This window comes from Cetobacterium sp. 2G large, from assembly GCF_014250655.1.
Classification (GTDB): Bacteria; Fusobacteriota; Fusobacteriia; order Fusobacteriales; family Fusobacteriaceae; genus Cetobacterium_A; species Cetobacterium_A somerae.
Genome location: NZ_JACHTH010000005.1, coordinates 864,824 through 883,555 on the forward strand (window position 1 = coordinate 864,824; position 18,732 = coordinate 883,555).

The 18,732-nt window shown below is 28.7% G+C and carries 17 protein-coding genes and 1 riboswitch; of the genes, 14 read left to right on the forward strand and 3 right to left on the reverse strand.

The genetic code is table 11. The features are described from left to right. Nucleotides 1-2 precede the first annotated feature (2 nt). Nucleotides 3-998, forward strand: a complete 996-nt coding sequence (locus tag H5J23_RS06975; RefSeq protein WP_185891499.1) for a response regulator — start codon at nucleotides 3-5, stop codon at nucleotides 996-998. A gap of 259 nt (nucleotides 999-1,257) precedes the next feature. Here H5J23_RS06975 and guaA read toward each other — a convergent pair whose 3' ends face one another. Next, nucleotides 1,258-2,808: a glutamine-hydrolyzing GMP synthase gene (gene guaA, locus H5J23_RS06980; RefSeq protein ID WP_370523825.1), complete on the reverse strand. Its 1,551-nt coding sequence runs from the start codon at nucleotides 2,806-2,808 to the stop codon at nucleotides 1,258-1,260. Nucleotides 2,809-2,861: 53 nt separating this feature from the next. Continuing rightward, nucleotides 2,862-2,959, reverse strand: a riboswitch (purine riboswitch). Between the two features lie 165 nt (nucleotides 2,960-3,124). Between guaA and rnmV the strand changes: the two genes are divergently transcribed. Continuing rightward, nucleotides 3,125-3,688 (forward strand): ribonuclease M5, encoded by a 564-nt coding sequence (rnmV, locus tag H5J23_RS06985; RefSeq protein WP_023050759.1) that lies wholly within the window; start codon nucleotides 3,125-3,127, stop codon nucleotides 3,686-3,688. 37 nt (nucleotides 3,689-3,725) lie between these two features. Here rnmV and H5J23_RS06990 read toward each other — a convergent pair whose 3' ends face one another. After that, nucleotides 3,726-4,007: a hypothetical protein gene (locus H5J23_RS06990; protein ID WP_023050758.1), complete on the reverse strand. Its 282-nt coding sequence runs from the start codon at nucleotides 4,005-4,007 to the stop codon at nucleotides 3,726-3,728. Between the two features lie 9 nt (nucleotides 4,008-4,016). Beyond that, a complete protein-coding gene (locus H5J23_RS06995; RefSeq protein WP_023050757.1) occupies nucleotides 4,017-4,154 on the reverse strand; it encodes a hypothetical protein in 138 nt (45 codons plus the stop codon). 161 nt (nucleotides 4,155-4,315) lie between these two features. On the opposite strand from H5J23_RS06995, the gene udk reads away from it, so the two are divergent. The 12 genes from udk to H5J23_RS07055 all read left to right on the forward strand — a co-directional run bounded on the left by udk (nucleotide 4,316) and on the right by H5J23_RS07055 (nucleotide 18,658). Then, the gene (gene udk, locus H5J23_RS07000) at nucleotides 4,316-4,948 is read left to right on the forward strand and encodes a uridine kinase (protein ID WP_023050756.1); all 633 of its coding nucleotides are present in this window, start codon (nucleotides 4,316-4,318) and stop codon (nucleotides 4,946-4,948) included. A 4-nt stretch (nucleotides 4,949-4,952) separates the two neighbouring features. Further along, complete coding sequence (locus H5J23_RS07005; RefSeq protein WP_023050755.1) at nucleotides 4,953-5,570, forward strand: deoxynucleoside kinase; 618 nt, start codon at nucleotides 4,953-4,955, stop codon at nucleotides 5,568-5,570. Between the two features lie 99 nt (nucleotides 5,571-5,669). Then, complete coding sequence (locus H5J23_RS07010; protein WP_023050754.1) at nucleotides 5,670-6,281, forward strand: LysE family translocator; 612 nt, start codon at nucleotides 5,670-5,672, stop codon at nucleotides 6,279-6,281. 33 nt (nucleotides 6,282-6,314) lie between these two features. Beyond that, a complete protein-coding gene (mnmA, locus tag H5J23_RS07015; RefSeq protein WP_245576462.1) occupies nucleotides 6,315-7,370 on the forward strand; it encodes a tRNA 2-thiouridine(34) synthase MnmA in 1,056 nt (351 codons plus the stop codon). A gap of 143 nt (nucleotides 7,371-7,513) precedes the next feature. Further along, nucleotides 7,514-8,341: an SIR2 family protein gene (locus H5J23_RS07020; protein WP_023050752.1), complete on the forward strand. Its 828-nt coding sequence runs from the start codon at nucleotides 7,514-7,516 to the stop codon at nucleotides 8,339-8,341. A gap of 239 nt (nucleotides 8,342-8,580) precedes the next feature. Further along, a complete protein-coding gene (locus tag H5J23_RS07025; RefSeq protein ID WP_185891500.1) occupies nucleotides 8,581-9,273 on the forward strand; it encodes a hypothetical protein in 693 nt (230 codons plus the stop codon). A gap of 16 nt (nucleotides 9,274-9,289) precedes the next feature. Beyond that, a complete protein-coding gene (locus H5J23_RS07030; RefSeq protein ID WP_040407251.1) occupies nucleotides 9,290-10,078 on the forward strand; it encodes a RelA/SpoT domain-containing protein in 789 nt (262 codons plus the stop codon). Nucleotides 10,079-10,129: 51 nt separating this feature from the next. Continuing rightward, on the forward strand, nucleotides 10,130-11,551 hold the full coding sequence (cls, locus tag H5J23_RS07035) for a cardiolipin synthase (protein WP_185891502.1): 1,422 nt from the start codon (nucleotides 10,130-10,132) through the stop codon (nucleotides 11,549-11,551). 10 nt (nucleotides 11,552-11,561) lie between these two features. Further along, nucleotides 11,562-12,065, forward strand: coding sequence for a molybdenum cofactor biosynthesis protein B (locus H5J23_RS07040; protein WP_185891503.1), 504 nt, complete (start codon nucleotides 11,562-11,564; stop codon nucleotides 12,063-12,065). Between the two features lie 9 nt (nucleotides 12,066-12,074). Next, the gene (locus H5J23_RS07045) at nucleotides 12,075-14,603 is read left to right on the forward strand and encodes a PD-(D/E)XK nuclease family protein (RefSeq protein WP_185891505.1); all 2,529 of its coding nucleotides are present in this window, start codon (nucleotides 12,075-12,077) and stop codon (nucleotides 14,601-14,603) included. After that, entirely contained in the window at nucleotides 14,604-17,669 is a 3,066-nt protein-coding gene (locus H5J23_RS07050) for an exodeoxyribonuclease V subunit beta (RefSeq protein ID WP_185891507.1), read from the forward strand. 26 nt (nucleotides 17,670-17,695) lie between these two features. After that, the gene (locus H5J23_RS07055) at nucleotides 17,696-18,658 is read left to right on the forward strand and encodes a thiamine ABC transporter substrate-binding protein (RefSeq protein WP_185891509.1); all 963 of its coding nucleotides are present in this window, start codon (nucleotides 17,696-17,698) and stop codon (nucleotides 18,656-18,658) included. Nucleotides 18,659-18,732 lie beyond the last annotated feature (74 nt).

An 18,732-nucleotide genomic window follows, 5' to 3' on the forward strand; every position in this document is an offset into this window, starting at 1 on the left:
AAATGAATGTTTTAATAATAGATGATAGTGAAAAAAAACAATTTGAAATTAGAAGTTGTATAGAAGATGTATTTGGAAAAGAGTTTAAAGTAGAAATAGTTGACAATATAAATTGTGCGAAAAAAGCACTATTGAAAACTAATTATGATATTTGTTTTTTAGATATTCAAATTCCAAGAAGAAAAAAAGGTTGTATTGAAAAGGAAGGAGGAGTTATTTTATTAAATGAAGTAAGAAGGAATATTAATTATAATAATCCAGATGTTTTAATAATAACTAGTGAATATGAAGAATCAATAGAAAAGTTATCTATAGAGAAGAGATTATATTATATGGTGAAATATGATCCTATGTCGTATGAATGGGAACATTTGATAAAAGAAAGATTAATATTACTTAAAAGGTCTAGTGAACAAAAGAAAAAAAAAGTAGCTTTATTTGCAATTCATGGAATCAATACTAGAGGAACATGGAAAAATGATTTAGCAACAGTTATTTCTGAGAATAGACCAGATATAGCTTGTTATTTATGGGATTATGGTGATTTTAAATTAAAAATTTTTAATTATTTAGAAAGAAAAAAAGTTGTTGAAAATTTTGCAGAATTTTATGATAGGATTTTATATGGAAAAGATTATGAAAAAGTTTATGCAGTTGCACATAGTTTTGGAACGTATATATTGTTTAAATCGCTTGAAAGATTTGAACAAGTTAGGTTTGAAAAGATTATTTTTATGGGAAGTCCATTAAAAGAAAATACAAATTGGGAAAAAAAAGGAGCTAATAAAAAATTTAAAAAACTATATTTTTATAAATTTGGAAGTGATTGGGTATTGAAAAATTTTTCAAGATTTGCAGGATTAGGAAAGTCTGGATATAAAGGGTTTAAAAAGACTCCAAGCAATATAGAGTATATTGATTTACCAGGAGCAGAGCATAGTGATGGATTTAGTAAAATAACAATGAAAAAAGAATGGTTAGAAAAGTTTTTAAAATAAAAATTTACAATTTTTATAGGAAGTTTTTATGAGAAAAATAAAGAAATTAAATTTTGGAATTAAAGTTTAAAAATTCTAAAAAAAACTAAAAAATATTATAAAAAATATCTTTAATTAAATCAAAACACTCATATTTTGAAGGTTATAGAGAGAATTATAAAAATGTCTTTAAGTAAAATATTGAAAATAATAAAATACCTTGGGAGTATTCCAAGGTATTTTTCAATTAAAATATTCTGTATTTATAAGTAATATAAAACTACTCCCACTCTATTGTAGCTGGTGGCTTAGATGAGATATCGTAAGTTAATCTGTTGATTCCCTTAACCTCATTTATGATTCTATTAGAAACTTTATCTAAGAACTCATATGGTAATCTAGACCATGTAGCAGTCATAAAGTCAATAGTGTTAGCTGATCTTAAAACAGCAGTGTACTCATAAGTTCTTTCGTCTCCCATAACTCCAACTGACTTAACAGGTAAAAGTACAACGAAAGCTTGGCTAACCTCTTTATATAAATCAGCAGCTCTTAACTCTTTAATAAAGATATCATCAGCTTCTCTTAAGATATCAGCTTTCTCTTTATCAACTGCTCCTAAGATTCTGATTCCAAGTCCTGGACCTGGGAATGGGTGTCTGTCAACCATGTGAGCAGGAATTCCTAACTCTCTTCCAACAGCTCTAACCTCATCTTTGAATAACTCTCTTAAAGGCTCTAACAATTCAAATTGCATATCCTCAGGAAGTCCTCCAACGTTGTGGTGAGATTTAATTGTAGCAGAAGGTCCTTTTACAGATTGAGACTCTATTACATCTGGATAGATTGTTCCTTGAGCAAGGAATTTAACATCAGTTAATTTAGATGCCTCATCATTGAATACTTCAACGAACTCTTTTCCAATTATTTTTCTCTTAGCTTCAGGATCAGTAACTCCAGCTAATTTGCTTAGGAATCTCTCTTCAGCATCAACACATTTAATGTTCATGTGGAAGTTTTCTCCGTAGATTTCCATTACGTTTTTAGCTTCGTCTTTTCTAAGAAGTCCTGTATCAACGAAAATACAGATTAATTGATCTCCAATAGCTTTGTGTATTAATGCAGCAGCAACAGAAGAGTCAACTCCTCCAGAAAGTCCAAGTAAAACTTTCTTATCTCCTACAGTTTCTTTTATAGATTTAACTGTTTCTTCAATGTAGTTACCCATTGACCAGTTCTTTTCACATTTAGCAACTCCGAATACGAAGTTTTCTAACATCTTTGCTCCATACTCAGAGTGAGTAACCTCAGCGTGGTATTGGATACAGTAGATATTTTTTTCAACATTAGCAGAAGCAGCTATACAAGAATCTGTATGAGCGATTTGTTTAAATCCTTCTGGTAATACTGTTACGTGGTCTCCATGACTCATCCAAACTTGGTTTAAGTTAGGAACATCTTTGAATAATGGACTTTCTAATTCGTCAATAATAAGCTCAGCTTTTCCAAACTCTTGCTTATCAGCTCTTTCAACAGTTCCACCTAATAATTGAGAAGTTAATTGCATTCCGTAGCAGATTCCTAAAACTGGAATTCCTTGCTCATATAATGCCTTTTCAATTGTTGGTGATCCATCTAAATAAACTGAAGCAGGTCCACCAGAAAGGATAATACCTTTAGGCTCTCTAGCTAAAATATCTTCTAACGGTTCGAAATAAGGAACAACCTCAGCGTAAACTCCCATTTCTCTTACTCTTCTTGCTATTAACTGGTTATACTGAGAACCAAAGTCAAGAATAATGATGCTATTTTTCTTCATAAAAACCTCCAAAATATAATAAAAAAAGAGACAATCATACTCTATAAAAAAACAGAAGGTAGACTAATCCCTTTTATCTTTTTCATAGAAACTAATTTACGGTTAGTTGTAGAGACGCCGCACCATATTTGCAACTTATACGAATGAATATATTTACTTTTGCAACATTCTAGCACATAAATAGAAAGGTTGTCAACAATAATTAAATAATTTAATCACAAGTAAAAAGACCTATAATCATATAAAAATAAAAAAATAGTATTACATTTAAAAAAATGTTACAATTAAATATAAAATTCATGTTTAAAGTTTGAGAGGATATAAATTTATGAAAAAGACAATTAAAGAGGTTATCGTAGTTGAAGGAAGAGACGATATATCTGCAGTAAAAGCAGCAGTAGATGCTGAGATTATACAAACTAATGGTTTTGCTATTAGAAAAAAAGGAAACATAGAAAAATTAAGAGTTGCTTATGAAAATAAAGGGATAATAGTTTTAACAGATCCAGATTTCGTAGGAGAAGAGTTAAGAAAATATATCTTAAAGTTTTTCCCAGAAGCAAAGCAAGCTTATATAAGCAGAAAAGAAGGATCAAAAGATGGAGATATAGGTGTTGAAAATGCAACTCCAGAAGCTATTATAAAAGCCTTAGAAAATGCAAAGTGCGAAGTAGTGCAAACCACAGAAGCTATATTTACTATGGAGATTTTAATGGACCATAAACTTTCAGGATTTACTGAGTCTAAAGAGTTAAGAGAAAAGCTTGGAACAGAGTTAAGAATAGGATACTCTAATGCAAAGCAGTTTCTATCTAAATTAAATAGATATGGAATAACTATGGATCAGTTTTTAGCAGCAATAGATAACATAAAAAAAACCAAGGAAAATTAATCCTTGGTTTTTATTTTTCTTTCATTAGGTTTTACTATTAGAAAGAGATTATTTCAGCAGTAGCTTCGTACCACTCACCCTCTTCATCTTCTCCAAATTCAATAAAGAAGTTAACTTGAACATCTTCTAAAGTAAATCCAACACAGTTCTCATCCTCTACTGTGAAGAACTCTATCTTTTTAAACTTTATAGCATCTAACTTTTCTCTTAAATCCTCTCTTTGTTCAAAAAGCTCTAAAATGTCCTCTTTTATAAAGAACTCTCTTTTTTCGAACTCCTCATTAATTCTATCTATTTTTTTCATTAACTCTTCTGTCATATCTTCCTCCTAAAATTTAAAAATTTTTTTAATTCTTTTAACTATCTTTAATAAAGATAGTACAAATTTAATTTTTCTTATTTCAAAGGGAACCTTTTCCAATGCCTTTTTCATCTGAAGGTCAATCTCTTTTTCAGTCATACTCATAAAAAATCTTCTCCTTTAAAAACAACTATATCGTAAAGTATACATCAAAAAAAATATATAGTCTATATTTATATTATATTTTATTTTTTTTTGAAAAGTGTGCTATAATGTATAAGATTTAAAAAAATATAAGCAGTAACACTTAAGGAGGAAAACAAAAAATGAAAAATTGCATATTGATCGGAGTAGCTGGAGGAAGTGGAAGCGGAAAAACTACAGTAGCACATAATTTAGTAAAGGCTTTCAAATCAGAAGATGCAGTACTAGTTGAGCAAGATGCTTATTATAAAGAGCTAACTAATTTAACGATAGAGGAGAAGGCTGCAGTTAACTTTGACCATCCAGATTCAATAGAGTTTGATTTATTAAGAGAGCACTTAACTAAACTTGTAAATGGAGAGTCAATAGATAGACCAATCTATGATTTCACAACTCACTCTAGAAAAGAGGGATGCGTAAAGATACATCCATCAAAAATAATAATCGTTGAAGGAATACTAATTTTTGCTGTTCCAGAGATTAGAGAGCTGTTTGATGTAAAGATATTTGTAGATACAGATGCTGATGAAATGATCTTAAGAAGAATCGAAAGAGATATGACAGAGAGAGGAAGAAGTTTTGAATCTGTTAAAAATCAGTATTTAAAAACTGTAAAGCCAATGTACTTAGAGTTCTGTGAGCCAAGCAAAAGATATGCAGACGTTATAATTCCAAGAGGTGGAGAGAACAAGGTTGCTATTGGAATGGTAACAAGTAACTTAAAGAGATTCCTTCAAAAAGGAGTGTTAGGATAGGATTATGAAAAATGTTATCTGTATAGAGGGAGTTGTTGGAGCTGGGAAAACAACTTTAGGAGAGTTATTAGCTAAAGAGTTATCAATAGAGTTTTTTCAAGAACCGTATATAGATAACCCTTTTTTAGATAAATTTTATTCAAATAAAGAGAGATACTCTTTACTTAGTCAAATGTATTTTTTAAACAAAAGAATAGAGATAATAGAGGAAGCTTCTAAATTCAATGGTTGTATAATGGATAGAAGTATCTATGGTGACTATCTATTTGCTAAAATGCACTTAAGAAATGGGTTTATGACAGCAGATGAATTTTCGTTATATCAATCTTTTTGGGAAAAATTAATCTCAGCAAGAACTAATCCATTATTAATTATCTATTTAGAAACAACTGTTGATAATGCTATAAAAAAGATAAAAGAAAGAGGAAGAGATTTCGAACTTGGAGTGGAAAAAGAATATTGGACATCTTTAAATGAGGAGTACTCTAACTTTTTTAATGAATACAATGAAACAGTTGTATTAAAAATAAATATAGATAATATGGATATCAGAGATAATGAAGAGGATAGAAAGTTATTTTTTGATATAGTTAAGTCTAAATTAAAAGAACTAAGCCTGTAAAGTCCCAATTAAAGGAAATTGCTTTATATTTTAGTAGAATTATGCTAGAATTATAAATGAAAAAACATTTATAGAAATACACTTTTGAGGAGAAAAATTATGATTTTTTGGAAAGGGATTATAACAGGTTTAATATTATCACTTCCCTTTGGACCAGTGGGCATTTACTGTATGGAAAAGGCTATGATCGAAGGAGAAAAAAAAGCGTATGTATCAGCGCTAGGAATGGTAACTGTAGACATAATTTATGGTATTATATCATTTCTATTTATAAGTAGAGTTGAAAGTTATGTTATTAAATTCGAAACTCCGCTAAAAGTGTTGATAAGTGTATTTTTAATTTTTGTGGGAAGTAAAAAGTTTTTTGGAAAGCCTAAAGTTAAAGAGGTCGAAGATGACAACTACACTTTAGTGCAAGACTATTTTGAAACTTTTTTACTAGCAATATTTAATATCTCATCAATTCTTGTAATAGCAGGAATTTATACACTTCTTGGGATATTGGATAGCCCTATTAGAGAGATGACAGTATTAGAGTTAGGAACTGGAATTGGAATTGGAGGAGCATCACTATGGTTTACAACAATCTTTTTAATATATCATTTTAAAAAGAAAGTAACTATGGATATTCTTTTAAAACTAAGCAAACTTTCAGGATTAATAATTCTAATCTTCGGAATTGCAACTATTATATTTGCCTTCTACAAATAATAATAGAATATTTTATTAAGGATGGTAATATTTATGAACTTAGAGTTTAATAAAGAAAACGAAAACAAAGTTATAGCAGTAGCTATGAGTGGAGGAGTAGATTCGTCTACAGTGGCTTATCTTTTAAAGAAGCAAGGTTACAAAATTTTTGGTGTAACTATGAAAACTTGTGGAGAAGAGGATAAGGATGCTAAAAGAATATGTGATGATTTAGGTATTGATCATTATCTTTTAGATGTAACAGAGGATTTTGGAAAAGAGGTTATTGACTATTTCGTAGATGAATATAGCTCAGGAAGAACTCCAAATCCATGTATGGTTTGTAACAGAAAAATAAAATTTGGAAAACTTATTGAGTTTGCAAAGGAGTTAGGAGCAGAGGCATTAGCAACTGGTCACTACGCAAACATCATTGATGGTACATTAGCTATTGGTGATGACATGAATAAGGATCAAGTTTATTTCTTATCACAAATAAAAAAAGAAAACTTAAAGTATATCATTTTCCCAATTGGAAAAATGGAAAAACCAGCTGTTAGAGAGCTAGCAAAAGATTTAGGTGTAAGAGTTTACGCTAAAAAAGACTCTCAAGAGATATGTTTTGTTGAGGATGGAAAGTTAAAAGAGTTTTTAATGGAGAAAACTGGTGGAAAAATCGGAAAGCCAGGACAAATTGTTAATCTAAAAGGAAAAGTTTTAGGAAAACACAATGGATTAGCATTCTACACAATAGGACAAAGAAAAGGATTGGGAATAGCGTCAGCAAACCCACTTTATGTTATAGAGTTAGATAGAAAAAACAACAGAGTTATTGTTGGAAGCAACGAAGATCTTATGAAGAATACTTTAATTGCAAATCAACTGAACCTATTTTTAGTAGAGGATGTAAAAGAGTTAGATGGAATGGATTGTTTTGTAAAAGCACGTTCTAGAGATAAATTACATCCATGTAAAGTAAAAGTAGTAGATAAAGACACAATAGAGATTTTATTTACAGAGGATAACGTAAGAGCTGTTACTCCAGGACAAGGAGCAGTATTATATACTGAAGATGGAAAAGTTATCGCAAGTTCTTTTATAATTAAATAGATTTTAATAGCCTGTAAGTAATAAACTATTATTTACAGGCTTTTTTTTAATTTTTTTAAAAGAATATACTTGTTAAATAGGTAAAATTAAGATATACTTATATTGCCAAAGTGTTTATTTTTTAAAGAAAGAGAGGTGTTACTATGAGTTTTTTCAATAAATTTAATGATACAGACAAAATTAATCTTTTTTTAGGTGATTTTTTAGTGAGAAACGCTGGATATCCAACAAGAAGAGAGTTAGCAAAACTGTTAATGAAAGATATGAAAGAAAATATAAAGGGCTACATAAGAGACGAAAACTCTTTATTCCAAGTTAGCCAAGTTTATTTAGATGGAGTTGTTAGCAGCAGAAGTTCATTATTGAAAAAAATCAAAAATTTGTACGAAACAAACAGAGAAACTGCAGAGGTATTAAATATTTTCTCTGAAAGTAATAAGATTAATGCTGTTTTTTCAACAGATTATGATATAGTTTTAGACGATATAAACTGCAACAAAGTGGTAAAGATACTACCTACAGATGAAGAGTTTACAATAGCATCAAATGGAGAGGTTAAGCATTATAAGATTCTTGGAGATGTTAATAGACATGAAAAGATTTTCGTTTCTATCCAAGACTTTAGAAAACTAAAAGTTTTAGATTTTTACAAAAACTTTTTCAAAAATATAAAAGAGGATATGGAAAACTATCCAACGCTAATTTTAGGATTAGACTTAAATAACTCAGATTTTATAGATATGTTAGAGGTTGTATTAACAGGTGTAAATCCAAAAGATGTTATATATGCTGTGAGCAATTCAAATGTATTAAAAACAAAAACAATTGAAAGATTAAATGAGTTAGGAATAAAATTATTACCACATAGCGAAGAGGAGTTTTTTAAAGAGTTAAAGGGATACTTAAGCTCAGCACAATTAGATGAATCTGAATTAAAAGAGGCATATATTGGAAAAAAGCTCTTTCGGTAACTCCAGATATTTCTGAAGAGATAGTTGAATCTGAAGAAGTAGTTGAAGAGGAGATTTTAAATGAAACTGTAGAGGTAGTTGTTGAAGAAACTACTGAAGAGGTTGAAATTGAAACAAGAGACCCAGAAGTATTAGAAGTTAAAAATGAAGATTTTAAAATAATAGAGAGTGCTTTAGAAATAAGGTATAGCTCTTTAAAATTGGATAGGTTACCAATTGAATTTTCTACGATAAAAGATATGAAAAATCAAAACCTAATAAAAACTTTTGGAGTTACCGAATTAAAAATAGGTCAACTAAATTTGAAAGACTGTCATAGTAGAATAGTTGAAATAAATAGAAAAAAATATTTAGAACTAAAGAACAGAGAGTTTAAATTAGGTTTAGAGATTGACTTAAAAGATGATGGATCTTTTAATACAATAGTAAATAACTATTACTACAAGATATATCAATATAGCAACATAAAGAGATTTATGCCCAATATAAAACTTTTAAAAGAGATTTTTATGGGACAGCTTATTGAAATCAGTGGGAAGTTAGTAACTGGTAAAGTATCTTTTGAAAATAGAATAGAGGTTATGAAGTTAGATTTATTAGAAAAAGAGATTTTAGGATTAGAAGAGATAAAGAAAGAGAAGTTATTACAAGAGGAGAACTCACTATACTCTTTAGCTTTATTAAATCTTATTGATAAAACTCCAACACTTCAAAGTTGGGTAAACTTTAGATGTGACTTAGATAAAGTTCAGTTAATTGAAGGAGATAAAATATCTGTTGAAAGAATTCATATTATTAAAGGAAATGACTTTAATATTAGAGAGAGAATAGTTACAGTAGCTCCAGTAGAAAAAAGAGAGATAAAAACTACTGAAGCAGTAGCGTATAGGAAAACTTGTGAAATTTCATTAGAGAAGATACCTAGAAAATAATAAAGAGGTGTTTAATTTGGTATTAGATAATACGATAGACAGAGAAGAATTTTTTAAAGCTTTCTGTATAACAGAGGAGTATTTTAATTCCACTGGTCTTAATTGGGATGAGCTTATGAAAATTTATGCTGACTATATAACATTAGTTCCTTATTTAGAAAAAGAAGCTGAACATATAGTATCTAAATTAATTGATAGTGAAGGGGTTCACTCAGTTAGAAGAAGAGTAAAAAGAGCAACACATCTTGTTGAAAAAATAATAAGAAAAGGTCGCAAATATGCAGATCGTGGAATAAGTGTAGAAAACTACAAAGAGATTATAACTGACCTCATAGGAATTCGTGTGCTACATCTATTTAAAGATGATTGGCGTGGAATTCATTGTGAAATAACAAAGTTATGGGATACAAAAGAAACTCCTCAGATAAACATCAGACGAGGGGATTATAATATCCAAGATCTAAAAAATACTATTCAAGACTTAGATTGTGAGATAATTGTGAGAGACCATGGTTACAGGTCAATCCATTATCTAATTGGCGTGCCAGTTACAAAGCAAGATGAGGTACTTGTAGAGATTCAAGTGAGAACAGTTTTTGAAGAAGCTTGGAGTGAGATAGATCACTTAATGAGATATCCATATGATGTTGATAATCCAATTATAACTGAATACTTAGGTATTTTTAATAGAATAGTTGGAAGTGCAGATGAGATGGGTATGTTTATAAAAAAAATAAAAAAAGAGTTTTCTAATGGAAAAGGTTTAGAAGATAATTTCAGAGAGTTGGATTTAAAATTCAAATAAAAGGAAGAGTTTCGACTCTTCCTTTTTTCTAAAAAAGTTAGAGGTGACTAGATGAAAGAGATATTCATAGCATTAAAGGACTACTTAGTATTTGTTAATATTATATTTGCATGTATCGTTATATTCTTTGAAAGAAGAAGACCAGTATTCACACTATTTTGGATAACAATATTGTTATTAACATCCTATTTTGGATTTATAATGTATCTATTTTTTGGTATTAGCTTTAAAAAACGTAGAGCTTTAGCAAAATATTATTTAAAAAATAGTCATGATTATTTAAAAAATTTAAATAAAAAATCTATGGTTAGTATTAAAAAATGGATAGGATTAAGTAGATATTTAGATGGAGTCCTTTTAGGAAAAATGACTCATAATAACAGTTTTACATTTTATCCAGAAGCTAAGTATTACTTTGAAAATCTAACACTATCTATAAAAAATGCAAAAAAATCTATATATATGGAGTATTATATATTTGATGATGATGAGGTAGGGTCTCCAATTTACGATTTACTTTTAGAAAAGGTTAAAGAGGGAGTGGAGATAAAAATAATAGTAGATGGAGCTGGAACAAGAGGAGTTTCTAGAAAAAGAGTTGAAGAGTTAAAAAGATCAGGTATAATGTTTGAGGTATTCTTCCCATCGTACTTTCCATTTGTAAAAGTTGGAAATTTAAGAGCTAACTATAGAGATCATAGAAAAATAGCTCTTATAGATAACAAAATATGTTTTTCAGGTGGATTAAATATAGGAAAAGACTATATTGGTAAGGGTCGTTTAGGGAATTGGCAAGATATAGGATTTTCTATAAAAGGTGAAGCTATAATAGACTATTTGCATGAGTTTGAAAGAAGTTGGAAATTCTTAAAAAAGGATACAACAGATATATTTCAAAATATTGCTATTGATAAAGATGACCATAGTTTAACTCCAATTCAAGTTGTAAGTTCAGGACCAAACTATGAGTTTCATACTATAAAAGATACATTTTTAAGTTTAATAGTAAAAGCTGAAAAAAGTATACATATAGAAACACCATATTTTATTCCAGATGAACCTATTTTAGATGCTCTAAAGGCAGCTTTAGTTTCAGGAGTAAAAGTTAAAATAGTGATACCTAGTGTTGGAGACCACGCTTTTGTTTACTGGGCTAATCAATACTTTTATGGAGAGTTACTTGAACTTGGAGCTGAGATATACAAATATAAATATGGATTTATTCATAGTAAATTAGTTATTATAGATGGAGAGATTGCATTTTTAGGAACTGCAAACTTTGATTATAGAAGTATGTATCAAAATTTTGAAATAAGTCTTCTGATTTTGGGAAATAACATTACTGAATTAGAAAAAAGAATAGATAAAGATATTTTAGATTCTAAAAGAGTAACATTAGAGGAGTATAAAAATAGAGGAAAAAAAGATAGGGTGCTAGAATCTATTTCTAAATTGTTAGCACCAATATTATAAGGAGGAAGTTATGATAAGAGTAGCTATAGTAACACTAAGTGATAAGGGTTCAAGAGGAGAGAGAGTAGACGTAACAGGACAAAAATTAAAAGAGATTTTTGAAAAGCATTTAAGTTATGAAACTGTTTATTATAATATGCTTCCAGATACTTATGAAGAGATTTGTGAAGAGTTAATAAAATTAGCTGATGAAGATATAGCTGATTTAATCGTAACAAATGGAGGAACAGGATTTTCAAAAAGAGATGTTACACCTGAAGCAACACTTGCTATAATAGAAAGAGAAGCTCCAGGAGTAGCTGAATATATGAGAGCTAAATCATTTGAGATAACACCAAAGGCGATGTTAAGCAGAGCAAGATGTGGAATAAGAAAGGGAAGTATAATTTTAAATCTTCCAGGAAGTCCAAAAGGAGCAACAGAGAATCTAAACTTTGTAATAGATGCATTAGTTCATGGAGTTGAGATACTAAAGGGTGCAGCTGTAGAGTGTGCAACACCTATTAAAAAATAGGAGGGAACAATGAAGTTTGAGTATATAAGCTACGGGGGGTCTTTAATTCAGGGATTGAAAAAAGATCCCTCTGTTGTATATGTGTTTTCTGATTATCCATTAAAAAATAGTCAGAGAAAAGAGAGTAAAAGAAATATCTTTGAACCAGATCCACTTTATTTAACAATAGATGAGTTTAAAGGAGTAGCCTTTAGCACTGATAAGATAATTTTAAGTGAAGCAAAAAGATTTGTAAGTTTATATAACTATATGAAAAAAGAGTTCGCAGAGATAAATATAAATAACTATTTTGAATCTATTGAGTTTTCAGATAAGTTTTTTAAATACTATACTGAATTAAATAGAAGTTTATGTGCAAAGGATATAGAGCTAGAGGAGTGGCAAAAAAAATATTTTGAAATATTCCATAGATTTAAAGAAAAATATGAGGTATATTTGACTGAAAGAAATTATATACCAAAAGATTGGGTTGAAGATATAAAATATCTAGACTTAACAATCTTTAAAAAATATAAAAAAATAGTATTTGTAGATATAGTAAACTTTTCACCTCTAGATAAGTATGTAATATCTAAGCTAGAGGAGTTTATAGATGTTGTAATTAGAGTTCAAGGAGAACCTGGAGTTTTTGATGAGGAAAATCTTGAGTTAAAAGAGGTATATTTGCCTAGAACACAAAAAGTAGAGATATCACTATTAGAGGTTCAAGATGAGTTAGAACTTATAGGAAATCTGTTAGATATTATGAAAATGAAAAATCACATGACGAATATCTTTTCTCCAGAAGCTGATACAAATGAATATTCTAAAGTTTTTCCAAATAACTTTATGAGAGGGAGTTTTTATACTTTAAATGACACTAAGTTTTTTAAATTTTTAAATACTCAAAGTGAACTTATAGGAGCAATGGAACCTAGAATGGATAACTTGATTCCTATTAAAAAATTTTTAGAGGGAATTAAAAACTTAGAGATGCAAGAGTATTATGGAATAACAAAAGAGGATATGGAGTATATTTATAATCAAATAGATTGGGATTATAAGTATATTGGAACAGAGAGTAATGAAAAAATTTCTGAAATCTATGAAGATATTGTAAAAGTATCAAAAGTTGAAAGTATAGATAAATTTATTACATACTTTAATGAGCTTTTATCATTAGATATGTTTAGAGAGAAAATATATGTAGATTTTTATGATAAACTTCAAGAGTATATGGGATATGCTAAAACAACTGAGATAATGCTTGAGGAAAAAGAGATTAAAAGTTGCTTTAGAAATGGTGGAGATATTTTAAAATTCTTACTTCAATATTTTAATGATGTTGAAATTATAAGAAATGATGATAGTGAGGGAAAATATCTAATAAAACCAATGGAAAATTGTAAGGTTACTCCATCGAGAGAGTCAATTTTTATAAATATAAGTACAAGATATCTTCCTAGAGTAAAAAGAGATTCTCTTTATTTAACAGAGAAACAGAAAAAAGAGAATGGATTTACTTATTACGAAAAGGAAAGAAAAGAGGAAAAGTACAGATTTTATCAAGGGCTTTTAAAAAATAGATACAATACAGTTATCTATATAAAAAATGAAAATAGTGGAGAGGGAGTATCACCAATACTTTCTGAAGTCTTAAATAGATATGGTATAAGCAAACTTGAAAAAACTGTTTATAGTGAGGATATACTAGAGAGACTAATAACATTTAAATCAAATGAGATTGGCGAGTTTATTCAAAAAGATTTAATGAAAAATAGAGATGACTTTAAAAACAGAGAGTTAAGTATAGGTCCATATGACTATGATACTTTAACTAGATGTGAGTATAGATTCTATTTAGATAAAGTTTGTGGACTTAGTTCTTTTGAAAAAGAGGATTCTTTAGGTTTATCACTTAAATTTTTAGGAACTTATGTCCATGAGGTTTTTGAAAAGTTAACAGATAAGATGTGGAAAAAGATTTTGAATGTTTCAGACTATTCAGTGACAAATGAAGAAGTAGAGGAACTATTATATAAGAGTTTTTATGCCAATAGAAAAAGAGTTCCAGTATATCTAGATAACTATTTTACTCAGATATTAATTCCACGTTTTACAAAAAATATAGTAAAGTTTTATAAAGAGATAGAGAATCTATATATAGAAAAGAAAGTTAAACGTATAGAGAGTGAGAAAAACAGTAGAAAAGAACCATTTTTAAAAGGCGATGTAGAGGTTACTTTAGGTGGTAGAGTTGACCTTGTAATTGAAACAACAACAAATAATCATATTATAGATTTTAAAACAGGAAGTAAAATTGATAACCAGTTGGATTTTTATACAATTATGCTATATGGTGATGAAAATGCTGCTCAAAAATCTATATATAACGCCTTTGAAGGAAGTATAGAGAATCAAGAAAAACCTAAACTTACAAGAGAGCTTTTAAAAGAGAGACTAATAGAATTTTTTAAAGGAGAGAACTACTTTTTAAGTGAGAAGAAAAGTGGATGTTTATACTGTGAGTATGGGAATATCTGTAGGAGGGAGTTTTAAATGAAAGGGATAGTTTTAAAAGCTAGTGCTGGAACAGGAAAAACATATAGACTATCTTTAGAGTATTTAGCTACTCTTTTAAAAGGTGAAAATTATAAGAATGTTTTAGTAATGACTTTTACTAAAAAAGCTACATCAGAAATTCAAGAGAGGGTTATCCTATTTTTAGAGGAGATGTATAGAGATAAAGAGTCATCTCTATATGAAAATTTAAAAAACTTATATCCAGAGATTGACCTTTCTTTTGAAAATGTTAGAAAAGTTTATTATGAGGTATTAGATAATAAAGATAGATTAAAAATTTCAACAATTGATGGGTTTATAAATAATATATTTAAAAATGTTATAGCTCCATATCTAAATATATTTTTATATGAGATTATAGATGATACTGAAAATATTGAGATTCTATTAAAATGTTTTGAAAAAATTGTAGAGGATAAAAATGAGTTTGATAGATTTAAAATTTTTCTACAAAATAGAACAGAGCGTAGTATAGAAAAGTATTTGGATATACTAAAAAATCTAATTGATAATAGATGGAAACTAATTTTAATTGAACAATCTCAAAAGTTAAAAAATAAAGATGAGTGTGATTCAGATATATCTATAGAAAAGTTGATTAAACATTTAACTGATGCTTTTTTAGCTGTAAAAGAGAAAAAGAAAGATGGCAAAGATCTATCTGATTATATGAGTAAAGTTGTAAAATGGGTTTTAGAAAAAGATAGCTCAACTCATAGAGAGCATGCAGTTGAAAATTGGAATGAAATTATTAAAAGTGATAAATGTTGGGATGGGCGTAGAGTAAAAACAACAAGTAAAATTGATTTAGATTGTGAGATTGAGATTTTACAAAGAGCCTTTGATCAACTAAAAGAGGAGATATCTAAAGAGGTTTTCAATAGAGAGGTTCTATCTTTTGAAAGGGAGATACTATACTTTATTGAAAATCTATACTCAATATATGATAATATAAAATTTAATGAAAAAAGATTTACTCATCTAGATATAAGTAGTTACATGTTCCAATATATAGATAGGGAAGAGATAAATCTTATAAAGGATGGGTATATAACAGATTACTTTAAAGATATATTTGATAGTGAATTTAAAACAGTATTTATAGATGAGTTCCAAGATACAAGTGTTCTTCAATGGAGAATTTTAAAAGGGCTTATAAATAGTTGTGAAAATTTAATATGTGTTGGAGATGAAAAGCAAAGTATATATGGTTGGAGAGGGGGAGAGAAAGCTCTTTTTGAAAACCTTCCAAGTATAATAGGAGTAGAAGAGGAGACTATGAGTGTTTCCTATAGAAGTTGTAAAAATATAGTAGATTTTACAAATGGTGTATTTAATGGAGTAGCTGAAACATATGAAGAGGTTGCAGCTTTAGAAGATCATAGCTATAAGTGGGAGTTTACTCCAGTAGATGGAAAAAGTGATGAACTTGGATACTTTGAGGTTTTAACAAAAAAAGAACCTTTAGAGGATGAGGATGAAGTATTAGAAGAGGAAAATATGATAGAAACTATGGTGGATTCTATTGAAACTAATTTTGATGGAAACTATGGTGGAATAGGTATAATTGCAAGAAGTAATAAACAGTTAAATGAGATAGCTGTTGCTTTAAGTGATAGAAAAATACCTTTTGTAATAGATTCTAATGATTCTATTATATATCATAGAGCAGTTAATCCGATTTTTAAAATCTTAAAATTTGTTGTAAATAGAGATGTCTTTTCGTTGCTTGAATTTTTAAGAAGTGATGTTGTAAAAATAGGAAATGATGAATTAAAAACTATTCTAAAAAATAAAGAGGTTATAGAAAAATTAGAAGAGATGCCAGAAGATATCTCAAGTAGTCTTTTAGATGTTTTAAATAGAATAGAGAAAATAGCTAAAAAGGGATTAGAGAATAAAAACTTTGTTTTAGATGTAATAAAGGCATTTAATATCTCTCAAATGTTTTCTGGAAAATCAGATTTAAAAAATATATTCCAATTTTTAGAGATGTCTAAAGAGCATGGAAATATATTTGATTTTTATAACTCACTCATAAATGAAAAGGATAATCCTAAGTTTAAGCAGGTATCTTTAGAGGAGGAAAAAGCGATAACTCTTTTGAGTATCCATAAATCTAAAGGGTTAGAGTTTGAAACAGTTTACTATTTCCATCAAGGACAAAAAAGAGGTTTAGAAAGTGGAATACAGTTTCATATAGATTTTAAATCACCTTTTAATGAGATAGAGAATTTTATATTTGTAGATAAAAAATATGAAAAGATCTTAGATTATCTAGGAGATAGCTATAACTTTTTAAGGGAGTTAGAGATAAAAAAAGACCAAGAGGAGATAAACAATATCTATGTTGCTCTTACAAGAGCTAAGAAAAATCTATTCTTAGTTATGGGAGGAAGCGAAAATAAATATTTAAAGAGTTCAATAGATGGACTATTTAACGTAAAGTGTGGTAAAATTAGTAGGACTGAAAAAAATGAAAGTGTACAAAGAGTAAAGAATGTAGAGCTATTAGATTCTATAGATTTTATTGAAAAGAGTGTAGAAGAGTGTGAACAACCAAATAGAATGCTTTTAGTTGATATAGTAACAGAGGAAAAGAGAAGAGTGGGTAATGCCATTCACTATTATTTAGAGTTTATAATAAATAATAGTTTAGATGAACACATAGAAGCAAAAAATAGAACTTATTCAAAATATGCATCTATAATAGGTGAAGAGAGACTAAAAAATATTCTTGAAGGACCAGAGTTTAAAAATTTCTTTAATGACAACCCAATTATTTTCTCAGAAGAGTGGGATTATATATATCCAGAGTATGAGATATATGATGAAGGAAAGTTAAAAAGAATAGATAGAATTATGATAAAAAAACCTACACCAACAAGTGATGGAAAGATTCTTGTAATAGATTATAAAACTGGAGGAATAAATCAAGCTCAGTTAGATGAGTATATTGAAATTGTAGAAAATCATCTGTATAATTTAGGAGAGATAGATAACTATAAAGTGTCTGGTGAGTTTTTAGAAATTAAACTATAAAAATTAAAATAATTAAAGGGGATGAAATGAAAAAAACAGTTTTAACAGGATTATTTTTAATGAGTTTAGTATCATTTGGGGAAGAGATTGTAGTTTATGGACCAGAGTCAATGAAATGGATTGAAAGTTCAGCTGGGGTAATTTTTAAGGAAAAAACAGGGACAACTATTAAGTATGTTCCAATTGATGGAGTTATACCTAGGATGAAGTTAGAAAAGAAAAATCCAAAGGCGGATATAATTGTAGGTCTAACAGATATTAACTATTTAGAAGCTAAGAAAGAGAAGCTTATAAAGAACTATAAGCCAACTACTGCTGGAAACATTGCAAAAGAGGAGTTTATAATTGATAAGGAGTGGTCAGTTACACCTATTGATTATGGAATGCTTGCATTAAATTATAACTATGAAAAAACAGGTTCAGATTTAAAAACTTTTGAAGATTTAAAAAAATATCCAAAGGAGCTATTAGTTCAAGATCCAAGAAGTTTTACAGGAGAGGCATTTATGCTTTGGACGATTGGAGTTTATGGAGAAAACTGGTTAAAGTTTTGGGAGAGTTTAAAACCAAGTATATTAACAGTTTCTTCAGGATGGTCAGATTCCTTTGCTAAATTCTCTGTAGGAGAGGGAGCTATTATGAGTGGATATGCTTCGAGCTCAATCTACTTCTATCAAGATGGAAATGAAAATAAATACAAAAGTTATATACCTGAAGAGGGTGGATATATATATTTAGAAGGTGCAGCTTTAGTTAACAAGAAAAATATAAAAAAATCAGCTGAGGAGTTTTTAAACTTTGTTTTAGAACCAGAGTTTCAAAAGCTTGCTCTTGAGAAAAACTATATGTTCCCTGTTATAAACTATAAGTTACCAGAGGATTATAAATATGTACCTACAACAGATAAAATAGTTAAATTAGATGCAGAATATGTAAATAAAAATATGGAAAATTGGAAAAAACAGCTAATTGAGGTATTGAAAAAATAATGAGGAGAAATAAAACCTATAGTTATATATATCTTATTCTATGGGTAATCCCTCTAATATTTTTTATAAAGGAT

Excerpts from the sequence above, each read along its gene's own strand:
- H5J23_RS06975 (WP_185891499.1), top strand. The coding sequence starts at position 3 with ATGAATGTTTTAATAATAGATGATAGTGAAAAAAAACAATTTGAAATT.
- rnmV (WP_023050759.1), top strand. The coding sequence starts at position 3,125 with ATGAAAAAGACAATTAAAGAGGTTATCGTAGTTGAAGGAAGAGACGAT.
- H5J23_RS06990 (WP_023050758.1), bottom strand. The coding sequence starts at position 4,007 with ATGACAGAAGAGTTAATGAAAAAAATAGATAGAATTAATGAGGAGTTC.
- H5J23_RS06995 (WP_023050757.1), bottom strand. The coding sequence starts at position 4,154 with ATGAGTATGACTGAAAAAGAGATTGACCTTCAGATGAAAAAGGCATTG.
- udk (WP_023050756.1), top strand. The coding sequence starts at position 4,316 with ATGAAAAATTGCATATTGATCGGAGTAGCTGGAGGAAGTGGAAGCGGA.
- H5J23_RS07005 (WP_023050755.1), top strand. The coding sequence starts at position 4,953 with ATGAAAAATGTTATCTGTATAGAGGGAGTTGTTGGAGCTGGGAAAACA.
- H5J23_RS07010 (WP_023050754.1), top strand. The coding sequence starts at position 5,670 with ATGATTTTTTGGAAAGGGATTATAACAGGTTTAATATTATCACTTCCC.
- mnmA (WP_245576462.1), top strand. The coding sequence starts at position 6,315 with ATGAACTTAGAGTTTAATAAAGAAAACGAAAACAAAGTTATAGCAGTA.
- H5J23_RS07020 (WP_023050752.1), top strand. The coding sequence starts at position 7,514 with ATGAGTTTTTTCAATAAATTTAATGATACAGACAAAATTAATCTTTTT.
- H5J23_RS07025 (WP_185891500.1), top strand. The coding sequence starts at position 8,581 with ATGAAAAATCAAAACCTAATAAAAACTTTTGGAGTTACCGAATTAAAA.
- cls (WP_185891502.1), top strand. The coding sequence starts at position 10,130 with ATGAAAGAGATATTCATAGCATTAAAGGACTACTTAGTATTTGTTAAT.
- H5J23_RS07040 (WP_185891503.1), top strand. The coding sequence starts at position 11,562 with ATGATAAGAGTAGCTATAGTAACACTAAGTGATAAGGGTTCAAGAGGA.
- H5J23_RS07045 (WP_185891505.1), top strand. The coding sequence starts at position 12,075 with ATGAAGTTTGAGTATATAAGCTACGGGGGGTCTTTAATTCAGGGATTG.
- H5J23_RS07050 (WP_185891507.1), top strand. The coding sequence starts at position 14,604 with ATGAAAGGGATAGTTTTAAAAGCTAGTGCTGGAACAGGAAAAACATAT.
- H5J23_RS07055 (WP_185891509.1), top strand. The coding sequence starts at position 17,696 with ATGAAAAAAACAGTTTTAACAGGATTATTTTTAATGAGTTTAGTATCA.